The 19,511-nt window shown below is 37.5% G+C and carries 21 protein-coding genes; 10 read left to right on the forward strand and 11 right to left on the reverse strand.

Annotation, left to right across the window (positions count from 1 at the left end; genetic code table 11):
• Positions 1-27: 27 nt before the first annotated feature.
• Both V6R21_RS27000 and V6R21_RS27005 read left to right on the forward strand, forming a co-directional pair.
• A complete protein-coding gene (locus V6R21_RS27000) occupies positions 28-1,875 on the forward strand; it encodes an ABC transporter ATP-binding protein (RefSeq protein WP_334246629.1) in 1,848 nt (615 codons plus the stop codon).
• 113 nt (positions 1,876-1,988) lie between these two features.
• Positions 1,989-2,657, forward strand: coding sequence for an NAD-dependent epimerase/dehydratase family protein (locus tag V6R21_RS27005; protein WP_334246630.1), 669 nt, complete (start codon positions 1,989-1,991; stop codon positions 2,655-2,657).
• A gap of 160 nt (positions 2,658-2,817) precedes the next feature.
• Here V6R21_RS27005 and V6R21_RS27010 read toward each other — a convergent pair whose 3' ends face one another.
• Positions 2,818-3,258, reverse strand: coding sequence for a nucleoside deaminase (locus tag V6R21_RS27010; protein ID WP_334246631.1), 441 nt, complete (start codon positions 3,256-3,258; stop codon positions 2,818-2,820).
• Positions 3,259-3,898: 640 nt separating this feature from the next.
• On the opposite strand from V6R21_RS27010, the gene V6R21_RS27015 reads away from it, so the two are divergent.
• Entirely contained in the window at positions 3,899-4,516 is a 618-nt protein-coding gene (locus tag V6R21_RS27015; RefSeq protein WP_334246632.1) for an RNA polymerase sigma factor, read from the forward strand.
• Positions 4,517-4,786: 270 nt separating this feature from the next.
• Here V6R21_RS27015 and V6R21_RS27020 read toward each other — a convergent pair whose 3' ends face one another.
• Positions 4,787-5,491 (reverse strand): potassium channel family protein, encoded by a 705-nt coding sequence (locus V6R21_RS27020; protein WP_334246633.1) that lies wholly within the window; start codon positions 5,489-5,491, stop codon positions 4,787-4,789.
• Between the two features lie 55 nt (positions 5,492-5,546).
• Positions 5,547-6,161, reverse strand: coding sequence for a uridine kinase family protein (locus tag V6R21_RS27025; protein ID WP_334246634.1), 615 nt, complete (start codon positions 6,159-6,161; stop codon positions 5,547-5,549).
• A gap of 388 nt (positions 6,162-6,549) precedes the next feature.
• On the opposite strand from V6R21_RS27025, the gene V6R21_RS27030 reads away from it, so the two are divergent.
• The 6 genes from V6R21_RS27030 (at position 6,550) to V6R21_RS27055 (ending at position 12,683) form a co-directional block, all read left to right on the forward strand.
• The gene (locus V6R21_RS27030; protein WP_334246635.1) at positions 6,550-7,587 is read left to right on the forward strand and encodes a DHH family phosphoesterase; all 1,038 of its coding nucleotides are present in this window, start codon (positions 6,550-6,552) and stop codon (positions 7,585-7,587) included.
• A 42-nt stretch (positions 7,588-7,629) separates the two neighbouring features.
• Positions 7,630-8,496, forward strand: a complete 867-nt coding sequence (locus V6R21_RS27035; RefSeq protein WP_334246636.1) for an FKBP-type peptidyl-prolyl cis-trans isomerase — start codon at positions 7,630-7,632, stop codon at positions 8,494-8,496.
• Between the two features lie 257 nt (positions 8,497-8,753).
• Positions 8,754-9,698, forward strand: coding sequence for an FKBP-type peptidyl-prolyl cis-trans isomerase (locus V6R21_RS27040; RefSeq protein ID WP_334246637.1), 945 nt, complete (start codon positions 8,754-8,756; stop codon positions 9,696-9,698).
• Positions 9,699-9,700: 2 nt separating this feature from the next.
• Positions 9,701-10,309, forward strand: coding sequence for an FKBP-type peptidyl-prolyl cis-trans isomerase (locus V6R21_RS27045; protein WP_334246638.1), 609 nt, complete (start codon positions 9,701-9,703; stop codon positions 10,307-10,309).
• 141 nt (positions 10,310-10,450) lie between these two features.
• Entirely contained in the window at positions 10,451-11,029 is a 579-nt protein-coding gene (locus V6R21_RS27050; RefSeq protein WP_334246639.1) for a non-canonical purine NTP diphosphatase, read from the forward strand.
• Positions 11,030-11,258: 229 nt separating this feature from the next.
• A complete protein-coding gene (locus V6R21_RS27055) occupies positions 11,259-12,683 on the forward strand; it encodes a hypothetical protein (RefSeq protein ID WP_334246640.1) in 1,425 nt (474 codons plus the stop codon).
• Positions 12,684-12,748: 65 nt separating this feature from the next.
• Here the strand turns inward: V6R21_RS27055 and tsf are convergent, their stop codons facing one another.
• The 7 genes from tsf to V6R21_RS27090 all read right to left on the reverse strand — a co-directional run bounded on the left by tsf (position 12,749) and on the right by V6R21_RS27090 (position 18,572).
• Positions 12,749-13,579 (reverse strand): translation elongation factor Ts, encoded by an 831-nt coding sequence (gene tsf / locus V6R21_RS27060; protein ID WP_334246641.1) that lies wholly within the window; start codon positions 13,577-13,579, stop codon positions 12,749-12,751.
• A gap of 157 nt (positions 13,580-13,736) precedes the next feature.
• Positions 13,737-13,907 carry a hypothetical protein gene (locus V6R21_RS27065; protein ID WP_334246642.1) on the reverse strand — a complete coding sequence of 57 codons (171 nt, stop codon included), beginning with the start codon at positions 13,905-13,907 and terminating at the stop codon, positions 13,737-13,739.
• 87 nt (positions 13,908-13,994) lie between these two features.
• Entirely contained in the window at positions 13,995-14,756 is a 762-nt protein-coding gene (gene rpsB / locus V6R21_RS27070; protein WP_334246643.1) for a 30S ribosomal protein S2, read from the reverse strand.
• A 147-nt stretch (positions 14,757-14,903) separates the two neighbouring features.
• Positions 14,904-15,290, reverse strand: a complete 387-nt coding sequence (gene rpsI / locus V6R21_RS27075) for a 30S ribosomal protein S9 (protein ID WP_334246644.1) — start codon at positions 15,288-15,290, stop codon at positions 14,904-14,906.
• Between the two features lie 15 nt (positions 15,291-15,305).
• Positions 15,306-15,749, reverse strand: a complete 444-nt coding sequence (gene rplM / locus V6R21_RS27080; protein ID WP_334246645.1) for a 50S ribosomal protein L13 — start codon at positions 15,747-15,749, stop codon at positions 15,306-15,308.
• Between the two features lie 188 nt (positions 15,750-15,937).
• Positions 15,938-16,318: a hypothetical protein gene (locus V6R21_RS27085; RefSeq protein WP_334246646.1), complete on the reverse strand. Its 381-nt coding sequence runs from the start codon at positions 16,316-16,318 to the stop codon at positions 15,938-15,940.
• A gap of 13 nt (positions 16,319-16,331) precedes the next feature.
• A complete protein-coding gene (locus V6R21_RS27090) occupies positions 16,332-18,572 on the reverse strand; it encodes a T9SS type A sorting domain-containing protein (protein WP_334246647.1) in 2,241 nt (746 codons plus the stop codon).
• Between the two features lie 157 nt (positions 18,573-18,729).
• On the opposite strand from V6R21_RS27090, the gene V6R21_RS27095 reads away from it, so the two are divergent.
• Positions 18,730-19,095, forward strand: a complete 366-nt coding sequence (locus V6R21_RS27095; protein WP_334246648.1) for a c-type cytochrome — start codon at positions 18,730-18,732, stop codon at positions 19,093-19,095.
• Positions 19,096-19,159: 64 nt separating this feature from the next.
• Here V6R21_RS27095 and V6R21_RS27100 read toward each other — a convergent pair whose 3' ends face one another.
• On the reverse strand, positions 19,160-19,405 hold the full coding sequence (locus V6R21_RS27100) for a hypothetical protein (RefSeq protein ID WP_334246649.1): 246 nt from the start codon (positions 19,403-19,405) through the stop codon (positions 19,160-19,162).
• Positions 19,406-19,511: the final 106 nt, after the last annotated feature.

Here is a 19,511-nt window from a genome sequence, read left to right on the forward strand (position 1 = left end):
GTGGGCTATGAAAGATAAAGAAGGACAATGAAGACATATCTTAGACTAATAGACTTTGCAAAGCCACTCGGAGGCTTTATAGCACCATATTTAATTCTAACAACCTTGGCAAGTATTTTCAGTCTAGCGAACTTCGCTATGCTAATGCCTTTGTTAGATATACTTTTCGGAAATATTGACAGCTCTACAATTCCTGCACACCCTCTAACACTAGATGATTTTGAGTTATCAACATCCTTCATCAAAAATTATGGATATCAGGAATTCGGAAGGATTATAGAGCAACAAGGACCTCTTACAGCACTTTTAGCTCTATGTTCTATTACTATTTCCGCTTCCATTTTCGCTAATATTTTCCGTTACATGGCGCGCCGTATGGCTGAACGCCTAAAGGGCAAAACCATCGCCAATATCCGTCAAGCGATGTATGATAAAGTACTGTCTCTGGATATAGGCTTTTTCAACAACCAAAGACGTGGAGATATTGTATCAAGGTCTACTAACGACATTTTTGCTGTAGAAGCTTCTATCACACAGTCTTTAACAACATTTGTCCGTGAGCCTATCAACCTAATTGTGTTCTTTTGGGCACTATTTAGTATGTCTCCTCAGCTAACACTTTTCACGCTGGCACTTATTCCTGTATCAGGTGGAGGTATTTCGTTTATTGCCAAAAAACTTAAAAAGCATTCTAAAGATGTCCAAAGTATTTCTTCCTCTTTGGTTAGTATTTTAGATGAAACAATTGGTGGCATGAGGGTTATAAAAGCCTTTAATGCAGAAGGGTTTGTAAACGGCAAATACCAAGAAGAAAACGACAAGTATATGAACTCATTCACAAAAGAGGCTAACCGTAGGGAACTAGCTTCTCCATTTTCAGAAGTGATGGGGGTTACTTTTGTTGCCGTTCTTCTTTATTATGGAGGAAAACTTGTGCTAGATGAAAGTAGCTCAGCTCCTCTTGAGGCTAGTCAGTTCATTGGTTATATTGTACTCTTTACTCAGGTATTGAACCCTGCAAAGGCTATTTCCAATACTATCGGGGTAATTCAAAGAGGCTTAGCAGCTGGTGAAAGACTATTGGAATTCATGGAAGTTGAACCTGCTATCAAGGATTCTGAACCATTGAAAGAACTAACAGAATTCAAAGGTTCAATTGAATTCAAAAATGTACACTTCGCATATGGAGATAATAAAGTCCTAAAAGGTATCAACCTATCTATTGAAAAAGGTAAAACGGTTGCCCTTGTAGGGCCTTCTGGAGGAGGTAAATCAACTATCGCCGATCTGATTCCGAGATTCTATGATGTTACGGAAGGTGAAATTCTAATTGACGGTGTCAATATAAAAGAATACTCACTTGACTCACTAAGACGTGTCATGGGAGTGGTGACACAGGAATCGATTCTTTTCCACGACAGCATCTTCAATAATATAGCATTTGGAGCTAATAATGCTTCAAAAGATAATGTGATGCAAGCTGCCAAAATTGCCAATGCTCATGAGTTCATCGAAAAATCAGAAGATGGGTACAATACTGTAATTGGCGAAAGAGGCACTAAACTTTCAGGAGGACAACGTCAGCGCCTTAGTATTGCTAGAGCCGTATTTAAGAACCCTCCAATTCTTATTTTAGATGAAGCAACGTCAGCTTTGGATACTGAATCTGAAAAACTGGTACAAGATGCCATTACACATCTGATGAAAAATCGCACCTCATTGGTAATTGCACATAGACTAAGTACTATTCAAGATGCTGATGAGATCATAGTTATTAAAGATGGTGGAGTTGTAGAACGTGGTACTCACAATGCACTGATGCAACACGACGATGGAGTCTACAAAAAACTACAAGACTTACAATCCATCAGCTAATCAGTATCGGCCGGTTTCAAACAAGACTCCGGCCGGTTTCTTTATAAAATAGCACAAGTCTCTTATTTTGTTAGAATAAAGTTCTAAACAAATTGACTTCATCTACTACAAAAATGAAGACAGCAATCATAATCGGCACCACCGGCTTGGTAGGTTCGTCACTGCTCAAGCAACTTCTAGACTCTGACCAATACAGTACAGTAATTTCAGTGGGAAGAAGAATGTCAGGGCAAAAACATGAAAAACTACAAGAGCTAGTTACCAACCTAGATAACATCTCTGACTTAGAACTAAGTGTTACTCCTGATATTGCATTCTGTTGTTTAGGTACAACCATGAAAAAAGCAGGATCCAAAGAAGCCTTCTACAAAGTAGACTACAAGTATGTTGAAGCTTTCGCTAACTGGGCCAAACAACATGATGTAAAAGTCTTTTCTGTAATCTCAGCAATGGGAGCAGACCCTGAGTCATTCTTCTATTATAATCAGGTAAAAGGAAAAATTGAAGAGAACCTTTCTGATATCGGATTCGATGCTTTACATATTTTTAGACCGTCATTATTACTAGGTGACCGTGAAGAGCTACGAATCGGAGAAGATATTGGTAAACTTCTCAATAGTATACTCAGTCCTGTTATTCCTAAAAGGTATAAAGGAATAAAAGCCTTTAACGTTGCCAAAGTAATGCTTCTTAAATCAATTGAAGCCACATTAGGAACTCACATTTTCCCATCTGATGAGATTCAAAACATAGCCAGTCAATTGACTGAAAATGCCAAATAACTCTAAATAGGAGTTATTTGGCTACATTCTACTTTAACATCTCTTCAATTTATCTCATCTACTTTCCGATACTTTATAAGGCTTTGTTAAAAGACCAACAGCTATCTCAAAAGAAAGGAAATGTTTGTCTTCCATCTCTGACATAAAAGCTGATACTCTATCAGTCTTTTCGCAGCTTATTGAAAAACTTTAAGATTAATTCGCTACACTCCTCTTCTAATACACCTGTTAAAATTTCCGTTTTAGGGTGAAGTACAGAAGGGCTTAACCTACTATATCCTCTTTTATCATCTTTGGCTCCATAAACCAAACGACCCAACTGTGACCAGAACGTCGCTCCAGAACACATAACGCAAGGCTCTAACGTAACATATAATGTACAATCTGATAGATACCGGGAGCCTAAATGCTCAGAAGCACTGGTGATTGCCACCATCTCTGCATGAGCAGTTGCATCATTTAGACGAATCGTCTGATTATACCCTTTCCCTATTATTTTTCCTTTACATACGACTACCGCCCCTACAGGAATCTCTCCTTCTTCGGCAGCTTTGTGCGCTTCTCTAAGAGCTACACCCATATAATACTCATCATCCAACATATTTCAATAATTCAATTTTTCCTCTTAATCAAATACCCTATCAGCAGTTATGTACTACAAGCATACAAATATTGACTTTCCTAATTACACCCACAAACTCTACCACCAAGCATACTACATCATATTCTCCCATTTATAGAATAAAAAAATGCTGTTAAAGAAATTATTAATTATATGATAAGTACACACAAACACATGAAGAATAATTCATAATTAAATATTACAGTATAACCTCACCACCATAATTGCACTTTTCTAATACTAATCATTTGTTAGTCAACACCGATCATACTCTTTGAAAAATTCCAGTTTGGAGTGAAATAGTTATATATCAGCCATTTCCGACTACCATTGTACACTATGTTGACAGATGGAAAAACAGCGTTTTAGATAAACTAGCAAGATTCATCGGTCAACTTCCTTAATTATTAGACCAAGAAATTTAGAAAATTTTGATTTAGAGCGCCTTTTACAAAGATTTACAAAGGAGAAAAAACGAAAACAATGGATACCCACAGCACTTGTACAAAAGCCTCTCTCTCAAATGTTAAAATTTGGCTTTTTAGGGTAAAACCAAAGAATTAAAAGACTAAAACAACAATACCATTATTACTGCATCGTTAACTTAATGTATCTGACCATGAAAAAGTACAAAATCAGTGATTGCGAATTGATTAACCAGTATAAAAACGGGAATGAAGCTGCTTTTGAAACCTTATTAAAAAGACATAAGAATAAGTTATTCACAAGCATCTATCTGATCGTTAAAGATACTTATGTCGCTGAAGATCTTCTTCAAGACACTTTCATTAAAGCAATCAATACGATTAAGTCAGGAAGATACAATGAAGAAGGTAAGTTTCTTCCTTGGATTTCCAGAATTGCCCACAATATGGCGATAGACTATTTCAGAAAGCAGAAACGTTACCCAACCATTATTATGGAAGATGGAAGCAACGTTTTCAATACACTGGAATTTTCAGAAGACTCTATTGAGGACATCAAGATCAAGCACGAAACTCATGCTACAATTAGAGAGCTTGTGAAGAAACTACCTGAAGCCCAAAGAGAGGTGCTAGTGATGCGTCACTACATGCAGATGAGCTTTCAGGAAATTGCTGAATCTACTGATGTAAGCATCAACACTGCTTTGGGAAGAATGAGATATGCGCTAATCAACTTGCGCAAGATGATGAATCAAAGCTCAGAACCCCATGCCATCAACAAAACAAAAACAACACCTGGATCTACTAATTAAACACCTCTACAAAGAATTAGAGGAAACAGATCTGAACGACTTAGACAGAGAAATGATCTCTGAAGAGACATTGCAAGATGATTTCTTTAGCCTGCTAGACTTAAAAAACCAACTAGACCAGACAGAGCTTAAACCGAGCAACAATACGATTAAGAACATTCTTAAGTACTCTCGGTCCTGTAGTTCTGTCACTAAATGATGCAGTAAGATTTCATTATCAATAAAAAATTAAAGGCAAGAAGCTTTATAGTCTTCTTGCCTTTTTCTTTTCTATATTTTATTCACCTTCAAGAAGGTTTCAATATCATCCGTCTTTCCAAATAAAATCAAAGTATCACTACTGTTAAGAACAGTACTTAACTGTGGCCTTGACAGCAAATGATCTTCTTTTTCGATAATCCCTCTCAAATCAGATGAAGGCATTTCGTAACTTCTTCTAATACAGATTAGCCTAAGTTCATAGCTTTCCTCAAAGTCAATCTCATCAACAGTTCTGCCATGTACTTTTGGTGGGACTTTAACCTGAACAATTTCATACCCATCAGGCAAACCCATTGAAGATTGACGCTCTGGTGTTATCATTTGTTCTGCCACCATAACCCCTACCTGCTTTTCAGGAGAAATAATCTCTTTCACTTGAAGCTTCTCCAAGATTTTTTTCTGCTGATCACTAACAGCTCTGGCTACAATCCTATTGACTCCTAGTTCTTGTAAAAGTACAGTTGTCAGAAGCAGGCCTTCTACATTTTCTCCAATTGCGACCAAAACTGCATCCATCTCAGCAATATTCTGAGATTTTAGAGCCTTGATATCTGTAGAGTCCAAAGCCACAGCATAAGCCACATCATCCTTGACCATCTCGACCTGATCCATATCTCGGTCAATCGCCAATACTTCCGCTCCATGCAAGGCAAGATTTCTAGCGACAGCCAAACCGAACTGTCCCAAACCGATCACTGCAAACCTTTTATTCATTTCTCAACTGATCTAGTTCATACCGACCGTTTATAGTCGTTTTGATCAAAAAATATCAAACTTTTGATTTGAGGTATGTTACCAACACCTCTAATGCCATATCAAAACTTTGATTGTTACACACAACCAAATCTACTGTATTTTTATGAACCTCAATATATTTTTCATAGCATGGCATAATGTGATTCTCATAGCGATAAAGCACATCATTCAAATCATAACCTCTTTCGAGGCTGTCACGAATGATACGGCGCTTAATCTGAAGGTGAGTTTTAGCATCTATAAATACCTTCAAATCTATTTGGTCTGCTACTTTCCTATTGTGCAATACAAAAATACCTTCCAGCATGATAATGGGCTTTGGCTCAAAAGTTAACATTTTGGGCACAACTCCAGGCTTATTAAAGGTATATTCTTCTCGTTCTATTGTGTGGCCACTTTTTAATAAAGCAACATCTTTTGCAAATGTATCCAAGTCTATCGACTCCGGTGTATCAAAGTTTTCGATACCATTTTGGTCTTTGGGCTGCTTATCAATTGTTCTGTAATAGTTGTCATGTGAAACAAGACAAATATTTTCTTCCCCCAAAGCTTTGGCTAGCTGTTTTTGAAAGTATGTTTTCCCTGATCCGCTACCGCCCGTTATCCCAATGACAAATGGTGTTCCCATATCTAAATGAAAAATATTTATATTCTATCCCCTAAGGTAAAATGTACTTATGAAATCAATTGCTATACGAAAACTTATAGCCTTGATCTTTACTTATTTATAGAAACAGACAAATTTTAATTCCCGTTACCATACTAAGTGCTCTTTGAGTCACAATTTCTAAAAACAAAGCCGCTAAATTATAAAATTAATCGGGGAATGTGTTAGGTTTTTCACTTATCGAGATGACCTCAAACTCATTACCTACGAGAAAAAGGTATGTTTATTTATTGTTTTGTTGATCTATATACTACAGGTAGTTGCTAGGTCATTGGAAGCGAGTAAGTAAATGTTTGTTATTCATAGTAAATCTTAGCAATTTTGTGTTTGTATTATTCTTTGAGCGTGTATGCATAATTTCAAGAAATTACAGGAACTACTAAGTAGTCCTAAAAAAATAGTCATTCTTCCACATCATAAGCCCGATGCAGATGCATTAGGTTCATGCTTGGCGTTGTCCCTGTACCTGAAAAAATCAGGACATTCGACTTATGTAATCTCACCTTCAGATTACCCAAAGTTTTTGTTTTGGCTTCCGGGCAATGATGAGGTGATCGTGTACACCAACGATGACAATAAAGAAAAAGCTGCCGAGATCATTCACGAAGCAGACCTTATATGCTGTCTAGACTTTTCTTCACTCAGTAGAATTGAGAAACTGGGAGAAATTGTTCAAGAAGTTGTAGATAAAACACCTATTTTACTGATTGATCACCATAGAGGTAAGGATGACATTGCTGAGTTTGAACTATATGATATAGAAGCTGCGGCAACAGCCCAACTCATCTATGAATTTATTGAGCTGGATAACGGGCTTGATAAAATTGATGAGCAAATCGCTGAAAATATTTATGCCGGCATTATGACAGATACCGGTTCATTCAAGTATCCAAGTACTTCTAGCCGTACCTTACGTATAGCTGCTGAACTGAAAGATATTGGAATTGATACAAGTAGAATACACAACCTTGTGTATGACAACAATACAGAGACAAGGCTCAGATTTTTAGGCTATGCCTTAAGTCAAAAACTCACATTCATACCAGAATATCAAGCTGGTTATTTCACCATCTCAAAAGAAGATCGTAACCAATTCAATATCCAGACAGGAGACACTGAAGGCTTGGTTAATTACGCACTTTCAGTAGAAGGCATTGAAGTTGCTGCACTGTTCAAAGAAAATGATGACAGTGATGGTATCAGGCTTTCGTTAAGATCAATTGGAGATTTTTCTGTTGCGGATATGGCTGCTCGTTATTTTAATGGGGGTGGACATAAAAATGCAGCAGGAGGCAGAATTATTGATGGAACATTGGAAGGGGCTGTTCAAATATTCAAGAAAGCCTTGAAGGAAATGAAACAAGAAGCCGAAAGCGAAAAGGCTTAACCCTCAAGTACTATTTAAAGACTATAATCAGAACAAAAAAAGATGCTAACTAAGAAACAAATCATTATTGGTCTTGCCGCTTTTGGAGCTATAAGCACAGGCTGTGACAAATCTGCGGAACAAAAGACAACTAAGTCTGGCTATAAATATGCTCACGTTTTAGAAAATGAAGGAGACAAAGCTATAGACAATGATGTTGTAGAATACAATCTTACTATATACAACAATACTGACTCTGTACTTTACACTTCTGATAGAGAAACGCTGTTTCCTCCAGCAACACTTATCAACCCAAGAGATACAGCATCTGTATTTGGTCAAGTATTCAGAGAAACAACTGTTGGAGACAGTGTTTTAGTTGACGTAAAAACAGAAGACCTATTTGGCCCAATGGTTCCTCCTCAGTTTGGTAAAGCTGGAGATCCAATTAAACTTGGTATCAAAGTGCTTTCTATGGAGCCTAAAGAAGAGTACCAAAGAGGTATTGAGCTTCGCTTTGAACAACAAAAGGATAAAGAAATCGCTGAGATTGAAAAATTCCTTAAAGACAACAACATTGAAGCACAACGTACAGAGAATGGTCTCTTTTATGTGATTCATGAAGAAGGTAAAGGAACAAAGCCTGAAGCAGGTCAAACTGTATCAGTACACTATACAGGTACGTTGATGACAAGTGGCGAAAAGTTCGATTCTTCTGTTGACCGTGGTGAGCCATTCGAATTCCCATTGGGGCAAGGACGTGTAATTAAAGGATGGGATGAAGGTATCGCATTATTGAACAAAGGAGCTAAAGCTACTCTGTATATTCCTTCTGACTTGGCTTATGGACCTAGAGAAGCTGGTCCGAAAATCAAGCCATTCTCTATTCTTAAGTTTGATGTAGAGTTATTAGACATCAAGAAGAAATAAGCAATATAGCGTTATATGTAAATGGCTGAGAAAATTAATTCTCAGCCATTTTTTATTTTATTTAACTTTTTTCCAACCCTTTAAGATGCACTCGTGTCATTTGAATAGTAATTTTATAGCAAAGAAACGGTGATCTGTAGAACAAATTGAATGATTCGTCGCTAAAATCGTCCTGTTTCTCTACAATTTTACTTTTTCAAAAAGTTATTCTAGACCTTTATCAAGCCTTTAATATCAAATAAACGAATTAGCAAACAATGAAAAATTATTGGTTCAAACTAATTACAGCTGCAACAATAGCTGTAGGACTTAGCAGTTGTGACTTGTTTTCTTCAGATGAAATCAATGACTACCTAGCAGAAGACGGAGACGCTATCGAAACGTTCCTGGAAACAAATAATATAGATTACAGAAGAACTACTAACGGTGTTCGCATTGTAACTCTTAACCCTGAAGATTCTTCATTTATAGAAGGTGTAGATGGAAACTATGCAGGCAACGTATTAGATATTAAGTTTAGAAGAAAGTTGTTTGCTTCTGACAAGGCAGAAGGTCTATTAATTGACAAAGAAGCTCAATCAATGACATTCTACTTGAGTGATCAAAGAACTGGTGGTTTTATATTCGGACTATCAGATGGTATTACTGACATGTATATGGGAGAAAAAGCAGAATTATACATCCCTTCTTTCTATGCATATGGATCAAATAGTGGAACTATCAATGGTGTCTCAGTTCCTCAAAATGCTATTATTAGAATGGAAGTAGAAGTAGAAGCAGCAAGAGATACAGTTACTCAAAAATATTATGAGGCAACACATATTGCTCAGTTTATGAAGGACTCTCTTGATATTGAAAACAGCTCTCAATACTTACTTCCTTATGATGATATCTACAAAGTAGTTACCGAAGCAGCAGAAGATAGTGCGCAACAAGTGCAAGAGGGAGACTACATTACAGTAGACTATACAGGAAAATTATTGAATGGCAAAGTATTTGATTCTGGGAATGAATATAAATTTTTCTTAAATTCGTCAAACTTTGTTAAAGGATGGGGAATTAGTTTGAAAACTATGAAAGTTGGTGAAACAGCTACAGTACTAATGCCTTCGCACTATGGCTACGGTATGACAGGGGCTAGTTCTATTGCACCATACTCACCACTCATTTTTGAGATTACCGTTAAGGAAATTATTAACTAACTATGATTAGATATAAACTCTTCAATATTTTTATTATGCTTCTTACTGTACTGTCTATCTCATCTTGTGATGATGACAGTGGGTTTGATGCTATTGTTCAAAGCGAAAGAGACGATGACAAAATCAGGACTCATCTCCAATTTGACCTAGAACTTAAGGAAGGTATTGATTATCAAAGAACAGAATCTGGCATATATTACCAAACCCTAAAAAAAGGCGAAGGTGATACTTTTGCTAATGATAATGACTCCCTGCTTGTAAACTATACTGGATGGGTTCTTTATGAAAACAATATTTTCGACAGTTCAATACTGAGAGATTCACCGTTACAAGTCGTATTGCCTTTTGGTATCCCTACTGTTTCTGAAAATATAGAGGAAGAAACAAATGATGACGGTGATGTAATCAGTACAGACACAACCTATACAGTTTCTTATAGCTCTGTAATTGAAGGTTGGACTGAGGCATTAAGTCTGATGCAGGAAGGTGACTCTATGCGTTTCTATATTCCTTCAGGTTTAGGATATGGAACACAAGGAAATGGTTCTTCCATTCCAGCAAACGCGACGCTCGTCTTTGACATGAAACTTGAAGAGCTTTACGCTAGATAGTATAAGATTTCCTTAACTTATAAATAAAGACCTCGCAGGGTTTCACAAGAATGTGAAAAACCTGCGAGGTTTATTTTTGCAAATTACTTTTGAGCATTTGTAAATTCGTCTTTCATTTACTCATAAACTGAAATACTAGCCATGATAGAAATTTGCTTTGCAACCAACAATCCTAATAAACTAAAAGAAATTAGCCTACAGCTTGAAGGTAAGTTCAAAGTTGTAAGCTTAAGTGATATTGGTTGTCATGAAGACATCCCTGAAGAGCAACCAACGATAGAAGGAAACTCTAAACAAAAGGCTGCTTACATTTGGGATAATTACAAGGTTAACTGTTTTGCTGACGATACAGGTCTTGAAGTTGAAGCATTGAACGGAGAGCCTGGTGTATTATCAGCTCGTTATGCGGGACCTCAAAAAGATAGTAATGATAACATCGACCTATTACTTGAAAACCTTAAAGGCAAAAGTGAGCGTAATGCACAATTCAAAACCGTGATCACCTTAGTCATAGATGGTACTTATCATCAGTTTGAAGGTATTGCAAAAGGTGAAATTATAGAAGAAAGAACCGGTGACCAAGGATTTGGATATGACCCTATATTCAAGCCTAATGGTTATGAAAAGACATTTGCTCAAATCAGCTTAGAGGAAAAAAATAGTATCAGCCATAGAGGTAAGGCTGTTAAGAAGCTGGTTGAATTTTTAAGTTCTTTGTAATACTTTCTTTTATAAGCGGAATTGTTCATATGATTCCGCTTAATTTTTCCCTATCCCACCTTTTACTACAACAACCTATACACATTCCTTTTTACAATCTTTCAAAAGTTGTACAATTTGTTACTTTCTAAATATTTGTTAATTTTAGATTGAAATAACAACATACTTCATCCATTTTTTACAAATCCTTTAAGTCTGTCACCGTCTTACGGGTAACCCAACAAACGTAATGAAATACTTTTTACTCATTGCATGTAGCCTGCTGCTACCCTTTTTGTGCATTTCACAAAGTATTCAGCAAGTGCTTCAATCTCCAATTCAGTGGGAAGAAACCAATTCAGAGGCTGATATCATTCCACTCTTTAATTATGATAGCTCCAATGTTTGTCTACTAATTAAACGGAAGACAACGATTGATGCTATGATGTTAAATAAACATCTTCAACTGACGGGGAAGCAAAGTATGAAGCTCCCTACAGGTTTCTATTCGAAAGATATTATCGGTGGAATTGTCAAACAAAACAGCTGTATACTTTACATGTTTGACCAATACCGGAATGATATCCACTATATCACTTTCGACTTTGAAAACAATAATAGCTATTACCATCAGTACAGTATAGAGTCTAATACAAAAAGCCATTTTATTCAGGCTGTAACTTACGATTCTTCACTATGTATGCTGATGGTACCATATGGAACCCCTGCTATTGAAATGTATCAGTTATCATATGATGGATACGAGAAAAAAGTTTTTGACCTTTGGGGACATAAATTCACTAGTGAAGGGAATAGAAAATCACTATACAACACTATATCTCCTCATAAAAAGCAGACATTCAAAATACCTGAAGTCACTTATAACAGTTTTGGACTTTCTCATCACACAAACAAGTTATACCAACAGAACAACAAGCTTTACCTCACAATTGAAGATCAAATAAGTCATTCAACACAAGTCATAGAATTAGACCTTCAAAATGGAATAGCTGCATTTCAAAAATATGACTTCCCTGAAGAGTTTGACTATACAAATTCCTTCTTATACAAAAAGCACTTATTTCGTATTGCCAGTAATAATCACGAGATGAGACTAGTTGTTAACAGTTTAGATAACCAAAGTATTGTTCAACAATTTACAGCGAGCAAAAAGGGAGAGATTTCATTCAAGAATACACCTGTAATAGAAATTCAAGACCTTTCAGAGGAACTAAAACACACTAAGCATTTTTTCAAGAAGCTACACTCTCCTTCTATAGGAATTTCGGTATATGAAACGAATGCGAATACTTTAGAAGTGACCATTGGAGCTAATGAAACAAATGACCTAGAAAGCGTAGCGTCTGCCTATACATACAATCCTATGTATGCTGACTTTAAGGCCAACAAAACTCTTCACGCTTCTTACATCAAGAGCTTACTATCTATTGGCTCATTTAGTCATATTCGTAATGAATTATTAGACAATAGTATTGTCAAACTATCCCATTCCATTGAGAGTATTGGGCTACCACTTTACAGGCTTGGAGAAACGCTATTCAAGCTGAAGGATGATTATATATATGGGTATTATGATGGGGAAGATAAAGCCTATCACCTTTTAAGGGTACACCTCAATCACTCTGAACATATCGTAAGTTCAAGAGCACAATAAAAAAACGGCAGAAGCTTAAAAAGCTCCTGCCGTTTTTCGTTTGCTATATTTTTCACTCAGTGAAATTAAGCACCTGTTGATACTCTGTGGAATGCTTTCACAGTCATACCTTTCTGCGTGTTGTTCAGGTACTGAGCAACAGATACTGAAGGGTCTTTTACAAAAGATTGCTCCAACAAAGTGTTTTCTTTCAGGAATTTCTTCACGTAACCGTCAGCGATACGGTCTACGATGTTCTCAGGTTTACCTTCCTGAAGTGCTTTCTCACGTCCGATTTCTTTTTCTTTCGCGATTACAGTTGGGTCAACGTCAGCTTCAGAAACTGCTACTGGGTTCATCGCAGCAACTTGCATTGCAACGTCTCTACCAGCCTCAACTACGTCAGCACCATCAGTGTTAACCAACTCTACCAACACAGCGATTTTTCTACCGTGCTTGTAAGCGGCTACTTTCTCACCAGTTACATGTGCGTAGCTAGCTACGTGGATTTTCTCACCGATTTTACCAATCAGATCCGTAATTTTTGCCTCCAGTGTTTCACCGTCAACTGCAATAGCTATCAGTTCTTCAACTGTAGCAGGCTTGTTTTCTACTGCCGCTTTCAGGATAGTTTCGCCCAACGTTTTGAATTGGTCGTTTACAGCTACTGGCTCAGTTTCGCAACCCAGTGCGATAGCGATAGACTCTGAATCGTTGTCATTAGACCAAACGAATACATCACCTTCAGTTGTTTCTCTGTCAGCTCTCTTCGCTGCTACTTTCTGACCTTTAAGTCTCAGGATTTCAACTGCTTTATCGAAATCGCTCTCTGCCTCAGCCAATGCCTTCTTGCAATCCATCATGCCGGCACCAGTCATGTCTCTCAGTTTCTTAACGTCTTGTGCTGAAATAGCCATTTTTTGATAAGAATTTTTATTGTGATTACTGGATTAGTCCGTACTCCTACCTGTTGATAAAGGCAGCTGAGTACGCACTGTTTATGAGTTTGTTATAAGAAGAAACCCGCAGTGCACCAGTAGGTACTCTGCGGGTCCAAATATAAGCTTTTATTTCTTATTTAGCTGACTTTCTGTAAACAGCTTTCGCTTGCTCTTTCAACTCAGCCATTTCTTTTCTGATAGCTTCAACATCCGCAGGGTTTCTGTCAGCCTTTTTTTGCTTGAAGTAATCACCCTGTTTTGCTTTCAGCTCCTTCAGTTTCGCTTCGATTTCTTTGATGTTCATTTTATTTCAGCTTAAGGAGTTTGAAATTAGTAGCGAATACCTTTCGGTCAACTTAATGCCAAGAGATATTCTGCTCTGATCTAATTATTATTCTGAGTCTTTTGCGTCAGCTGCTTTTTTCTCTTCTTCAGCAACCTTCATGTTAGCCTCATCTTTTTCCTTCTTACGCTCAGACATACCTTCTTCGATAGCTGAACCAATAGCAGAAGTGATAAGAGCGATTGATTTGAACGCATCGTCGTTTGACGGAATTACGTAATCAACACCCTCAGGATCAGAGTTGGTATCTACCATTGCAATTACAGGGATACCCAGCTTGTTAGCTTCTTTGATCGCGATGTGCTCTCTTTTCACGTCAATCACGAACAGAGCAGCTGGCAGGCGAGACTGGTCAGCGATACCGCCCAATACTCTCTCCAGTTTTTCTCTTTCACGAGTGATCATCAGTCTTTCTCTCTTCGCCAAAGCGTTGAAAGCCTCGTCTTTCATCAATTTATCGATAGAAGACATTTTCTTCAGTGACTTTCTTACAGTTGCGAAGTTGGTCAGCATACCACCCAACCATCTTTCTGTTACGAAAGGCATTTTCAGGCGAGATGCCTCAGTAGAAACGATCTCTTGTGCTTGTTTCTTAGTTGCAACAAACATCACCTTACGACCTGATTTTACGATGTTTTTCACTGCCTGCTGAGCTTGCTCAAGAGACACTTTCGTTTTGTTCAGGTCCAGGATGTGGATACCATTGCGCTCCATGAAGATGTAAGGAGCCATCTTTGGGTTCCACTTTCTTGTCAGGTGACCAAAGTGTACACCTGCGTCAAGAAGATCTTTATATTCCAGATTTTTCATTGTTAGCAAATACGATATTAAAGTCTTGAATTAGATTTCTAGATGTAAGGCGAAAGCGTTCAAAAGTTGGGATAAGGACTGCCAACAAGCAGTCCAAGCAGTACCCAATATTTTGAAACACGAGCCTTGAAGCTTTTCCAGCAGCGATTAACGCTTCGAGAACTGGAATCTTCTTCTCGCCTTTCTTCTACCTGGTTTCTTACGCTCAACCATTTTAGGGTTACGAGTAAGCAGACCTTCTGGCTTCAGTACCAATCTGTGCTCAGCATTCACTTCGCAAATTGCTTTAGAGATAGCCAGTCTTACTGCTTCTGCTTGACCGTTGATTCCTCCACCCTGAACGTTTACTTTAATATCATATTTGCCAGCCTCGTTGGTCAGATCCAGAGGTTGGTTTACGATTGTTCTCAGGATTTCAGATGGGAAATAATCAGCAAGATCTTTCTTGTTGACAGTAATTTTTCCTTCACCTTGAGTCAGGTAAATTCTAGCTACAGAAGTTTTTCTTCTGCCTGATGTGTTAATTACTTCCATCTTAATGTTTTAATTTTACAGTTCAATTTTCTTAGGATTCTGTGCTTCGTGCAGGTGCTCAGTACCAGCGTATACGTGCAGGTTTCTGTACAACTGACGTCCCAATCTGTTTTTAGGAAGCATGCCTCTTACAGCATTCTCGATGATTCTAATTGGGAATTTTTCTTTCATTTCAGTAGCTGTTCTCACACGCTGACCTCCTGGATAACCAGTGTGGCGAATGTAAAGTTTGTCAGACCATTTTTTACCAGTCATCTCAACTTTCTCAGCGTTGATAATTACTACATTGTCGCCACAATCCGCGTTTGGAGTAAAGCTAGGCTTTCTTTTACCGCGCAGGATCATCGCTACCTCAGTCGCCAGGCGACCCAGTGTCTTACCTTCAGCATCGATCAAAACCCACTCCTTCTCAGCAGTAGCTTTGTTTACTGAAATTGTTTTGTAGCTAAGTGTATCCACTTTGTAAACAATTTATTTTATGAACAATAAACCAACTTCGGATACCAACGGAAGAATCCATTTTAAGCATCCTTTTTGCTCTTTTGGAACAGTAATCCGCCCAAAAGAGGTGCAAACTTATGATTTTATTTTCTCTTTACCAACCCACAATCATAAATTATTGTAAATGAGAAGTTTCATCAAAACCATTATTCTTTTACCAGCATCATTTCTAATTCTGAAATCGATGCAGCCTTCGTAAAACGTTCATGCAATGGTGAAAACATCTTCTCACTTACAGACTCATCCCCCAACATTATCAAATTAAGTTTTGAGCGTAGCTTTATGACTTTGTTGTAAAACGGAAACAATTTCCGCACAGTTCCCTCAGATATGGCATGCACCACAATCAGTACATCGGCAGCATCTTCCAATAACTTCACAGCACAATTAATGGTATAAGGCTCTGAATGGTTATCTATATCAAAAACAGTACAACCCACCTTTTCTGCCCTAATCTTATTTAGTAATGGTTTACTAAAGTCAAATGATACTTCTTTTGTTATTTCTATATATATCACCGTATCCATTATTCGCACGCTATTATTGTATTAATATTTTGATTGTCGCTCCACCTTCTTCATTATGCATTTTGAGTAAATAAAGGCCTTTAACCCAAGAGGCTACATCTAACTCTACTTTTCCAAAAGATGACAAAGTAATATCATTCAATACGCTATTTCCTGAAGCACTATAAATCTGCCCTGTAAGAGGCAACTTCGAATTAGACTGAATTGTGAGTGTTTGACTGGTTGGAACAGGATAGGCTTTAAAAAGTTTAACTCTTTCAGGTAACTCTGGAATACCTGTTATCTCAAACATCCCTTTCTCTAATAAAAACAACCCACCACCTGCACTACCAATCCAAAGGTTATTTTCTAAAATGGTTGGAACTAAGTTTTTCCCAAATCCATATAAACCTAAAGGTTGGTTTTCCTTCAATGTCACTAAATCTTGCCGACCACTTGGTGCTGAATTAATATCACTCAAAGCATTTTCATAATAAACCAACTTACCACCTGCTGTACCAATCAGCATATCAGGTGTTCCGTTTCCATCAAAGTCATGAATCAGCGGCATAGGTGACCTCCATTTGTCATCGGTTATTCCTAAAAATGCATCCGTCACCTTTGTAAAAGACAGGTTTCCTGTATTTCGATGATACTCCAACGTACCACTGTTCTCATTCTGGTTAGTGAAGCCACTAAATAGACTTCTCAATATATCTACCTCCCCATCCTTGTCTATATCATAAAAGTAAAAATAGTCCTGTGGACGAATCGTAAAATCAATAGTCTTCACTTGTGACAAATCGAATTCATATGGCTGGTTAGCTTCTGCTTGATTTATCACATAACGGAGCATACTGTTACTCGTGTTTGGTTCACGACCTGAAAAAGCAAGATCAGGCACTCCATTTTTATTTAGGTCAACCAACTGTATTTGTACTTCTATCAACCCCAATGACGAAACCTCAAGCCAATCTTTTGTCTGTAATTCAAACTCAGGTTCAGTATCACTTCCCACATTCAGATAAAGATATATAGTAGAGCGGGGCACTCCATTCCCATCAGGTCTACCATAAGATGAAATAAGCAAGTCTGTATCCCCATCAGCATCCACATCTCCTAAAGCAGGCATTGAAAACTCTCCAACATCCACCATTTCACTCTGCAAGAACATCTCTGATGTCAGTTCAAAGACAGGTGACTGCTCTGTTCCGGTATTCTTGTAATAAAAGCTTGACTTAGCAAAGTCTGTCTGTCCCAATGCATTGTCCCCAGATTCTATATTCGGGCTTAATAACAAATCCCTAACTCCATCGCCATCTATATCTTCATAAAACGATGCAGGAAATACTGGTAAATCAGCAGGGGTCTCAATAGGGAAACCGACAGTAACTTCAGTAAATATGGCATCCTTACTCGTTCCCTCATTAAGCAGTACAATTGGTGTATCACAATCCACTTCACCCAATAGCAAATCCATTTGGTTATCCCCATTCAAATCCAAAACCAACAGCGTAGAACCTCCATGTTTTACAGCTGCCGGACGCATATTACTTTCGTTACTTTCACTACTATCAAAGTAATACTCCCCACAGGTACTCCCTTCTGAAAACTCTCCCCATCTAGTATTCTCCTTTCTAAATGTCAAACTACCACACTCCAATTCATTTTCTACCTGAAGGTTTAAATGAAGCTCTACCGTTGTACCAATGCTTGGTGCAAAAGTGAGTATATCCAAATCCCCATCACTATCAAGATCCACTATTGCTGGAATATCAGCCCCGTCAATAGATAAAGCTGTAGGGTTTCCCAAGGAGTTAGTCGTCTCAATGATCATAGCATCTCCAAATGCTAATACAGTTCCGCCAAGGTTCTGAAAAAAAATCACCCCCTTTTGTGAGGTAGTGAAAATATCTTTTTTACCGTCACAATTATAATCCGCCAAGATCATCCACCCATTTATATCTGGAAATAAACTTTCATAGGCTGGCTGATGAATATATGTATCTTCTAGCCACAAAAAAGTCGTTACTTTATGGGTATGACGATCAAACAAAACTAAATCCTGTTGACCATCCATATCAAGGTCCATCTTATTGAATTGAATGGAATTCAATCCCCCAACCCATGGAAATGAAAGCTCTTTTCCTTCCTCCTTTACAGCTACTTTATCTGACAAAATGAACCCTAATGCTTTTGTCTGTGGTAAAGCACATAAAGGCATAACCATCAAAGAGATTAAACTAAATATCTGGCGAATCTTGATTGGAAACATAAAGTAAGATATAAGTTATCTGTCCTATTATTCATCAAAAAATATGGATTCAACTCCATTTATTGTTCAAACATTATTCCTTTAGGTATTTCCTGTTTTGGAATAAGATTTGAAATGTTAGACAAATTAAACATTAACATCAAACCCAACTAATTTCATGCATACTAAGCTAAGGTTGTTACTATTAATCTTTATCATTGGATTTGCTTGCTCATCTAACCATGATTCAGACGATCCCACACCACAAAAAGAAGATAATAAAGACTCATCTGGAGAGGTTACTTTTTCTGAGCATATTCAACCTATCTTAAGTACTCACTGTGTCAACTGTCATGGGAACAGTGGTGGAATATCCTTGTCTAACTACTCCGGCGTTAAAGCTGTTGTTGACAATGGCCGACTCCTGAAAGCTATCAAACACGAAGATGGTGTTAGTCCAATGCCTAAAGATCAAAATAAGCTATCTGATGAAAAAATCGAGCTTATCGAGTCTTGGGTTAATACAGGAGCACCCAATAACTAACCAAAACATAAAAGGAGTTGCCCATTACTGAGAAACTCCTTCCTTTTTTATTAAAACACTCATTTTAATTCTGGTTTTTATCTGGAACCCCTACTTGAAACTCCAAATAAAACTCTATTGCTTCATCTATTACTTCCTTAATGTCTCTCTCTTCATGTTGAGCTATTGCCCTTAAGCGGTTGATATGTTCCTTTGTAAGCCTATATCCTAATGGTAAATTCACTCTTGCTTTCGAATTTCCACCAGCGTTATTCTCTGTACTTCCTAATGCTGAGGCTAATCCTCCTTTCAAGTCCCTTTTTGTTGCCATAGGTCCGGTTTTATAAGTTGGTTAATGGGTTTTATTAAATATAAAACTTTCTACAAAAGGATACTTATTACCAAACTAGATAACAGACCTAAAAAGTACTTATACA

It is taken from the genome of Limibacter armeniacum, assembly GCF_036880985.1.
Lineage (GTDB): Bacteria > Bacteroidota > Bacteroidia > Cytophagales > Flammeovirgaceae > Limibacter > Limibacter armeniacum.

Bases quoted from the DNA above. Each gene is read 5' to 3' on its own strand.
- V6R21_RS27000 (WP_334246629.1), top strand. From the start codon at position 28: ATGAAGACATATCTTAGACTAATAGACTTTGCAAAGCCACTCGGAGGC.
- V6R21_RS27005 (WP_334246630.1), top strand. From the start codon at position 1,989: ATGAAGACAGCAATCATAATCGGCACCACCGGCTTGGTAGGTTCGTCA.
- V6R21_RS27010 (WP_334246631.1), bottom strand. From the start codon at position 3,258: ATGTTGGATGATGAGTATTATATGGGTGTAGCTCTTAGAGAAGCGCAC.
- V6R21_RS27015 (WP_334246632.1), top strand. From the start codon at position 3,899: ATGAAAAAGTACAAAATCAGTGATTGCGAATTGATTAACCAGTATAAA.
- V6R21_RS27020 (WP_334246633.1), bottom strand. From the start codon at position 5,491: ATGAATAAAAGGTTTGCAGTGATCGGTTTGGGACAGTTCGGTTTGGCT.
- V6R21_RS27025 (WP_334246634.1), bottom strand. From the start codon at position 6,161: ATGGGAACACCATTTGTCATTGGGATAACGGGCGGTAGCGGATCAGGG.
- V6R21_RS27030 (WP_334246635.1), top strand. From the start codon at position 6,550: ATGCATAATTTCAAGAAATTACAGGAACTACTAAGTAGTCCTAAAAAA.
- V6R21_RS27035 (WP_334246636.1), top strand. From the start codon at position 7,630: ATGCTAACTAAGAAACAAATCATTATTGGTCTTGCCGCTTTTGGAGCT.
- V6R21_RS27040 (WP_334246637.1), top strand. From the start codon at position 8,754: ATGAAAAATTATTGGTTCAAACTAATTACAGCTGCAACAATAGCTGTA.
- V6R21_RS27045 (WP_334246638.1), top strand. From the start codon at position 9,701: ATGATTAGATATAAACTCTTCAATATTTTTATTATGCTTCTTACTGTA.
- V6R21_RS27050 (WP_334246639.1), top strand. From the start codon at position 10,451: ATGATAGAAATTTGCTTTGCAACCAACAATCCTAATAAACTAAAAGAA.
- V6R21_RS27055 (WP_334246640.1), top strand. From the start codon at position 11,259: ATGAAATACTTTTTACTCATTGCATGTAGCCTGCTGCTACCCTTTTTG.
- tsf (WP_334246641.1), bottom strand. From the start codon at position 13,579: ATGGCTATTTCAGCACAAGACGTTAAGAAACTGAGAGACATGACTGGT.
- V6R21_RS27065 (WP_334246642.1), bottom strand. From the start codon at position 13,907: ATGAACATCAAAGAAATCGAAGCGAAACTGAAGGAGCTGAAAGCAAAA.
- rpsB (WP_334246643.1), bottom strand. From the start codon at position 14,756: ATGAAAAATCTGGAATATAAAGATCTTCTTGACGCAGGTGTACACTTT.
- rpsI (WP_334246644.1), bottom strand. From the start codon at position 15,290: ATGGAAGTAATTAACACATCAGGCAGAAGAAAAACTTCTGTAGCTAGA.
- V6R21_RS27085 (WP_334246646.1), bottom strand. From the start codon at position 16,318: ATGGATACGGTGATATATATAGAAATAACAAAAGAAGTATCATTTGAC.
- V6R21_RS27090 (WP_334246647.1), bottom strand. From the start codon at position 18,572: ATGTTTCCAATCAAGATTCGCCAGATATTTAGTTTAATCTCTTTGATG.
- V6R21_RS27095 (WP_334246648.1), top strand. From the start codon at position 18,730: ATGCATACTAAGCTAAGGTTGTTACTATTAATCTTTATCATTGGATTT.
- V6R21_RS27100 (WP_334246649.1), bottom strand. From the start codon at position 19,405: ATGGCAACAAAAAGGGACTTGAAAGGAGGATTAGCCTCAGCATTAGGA.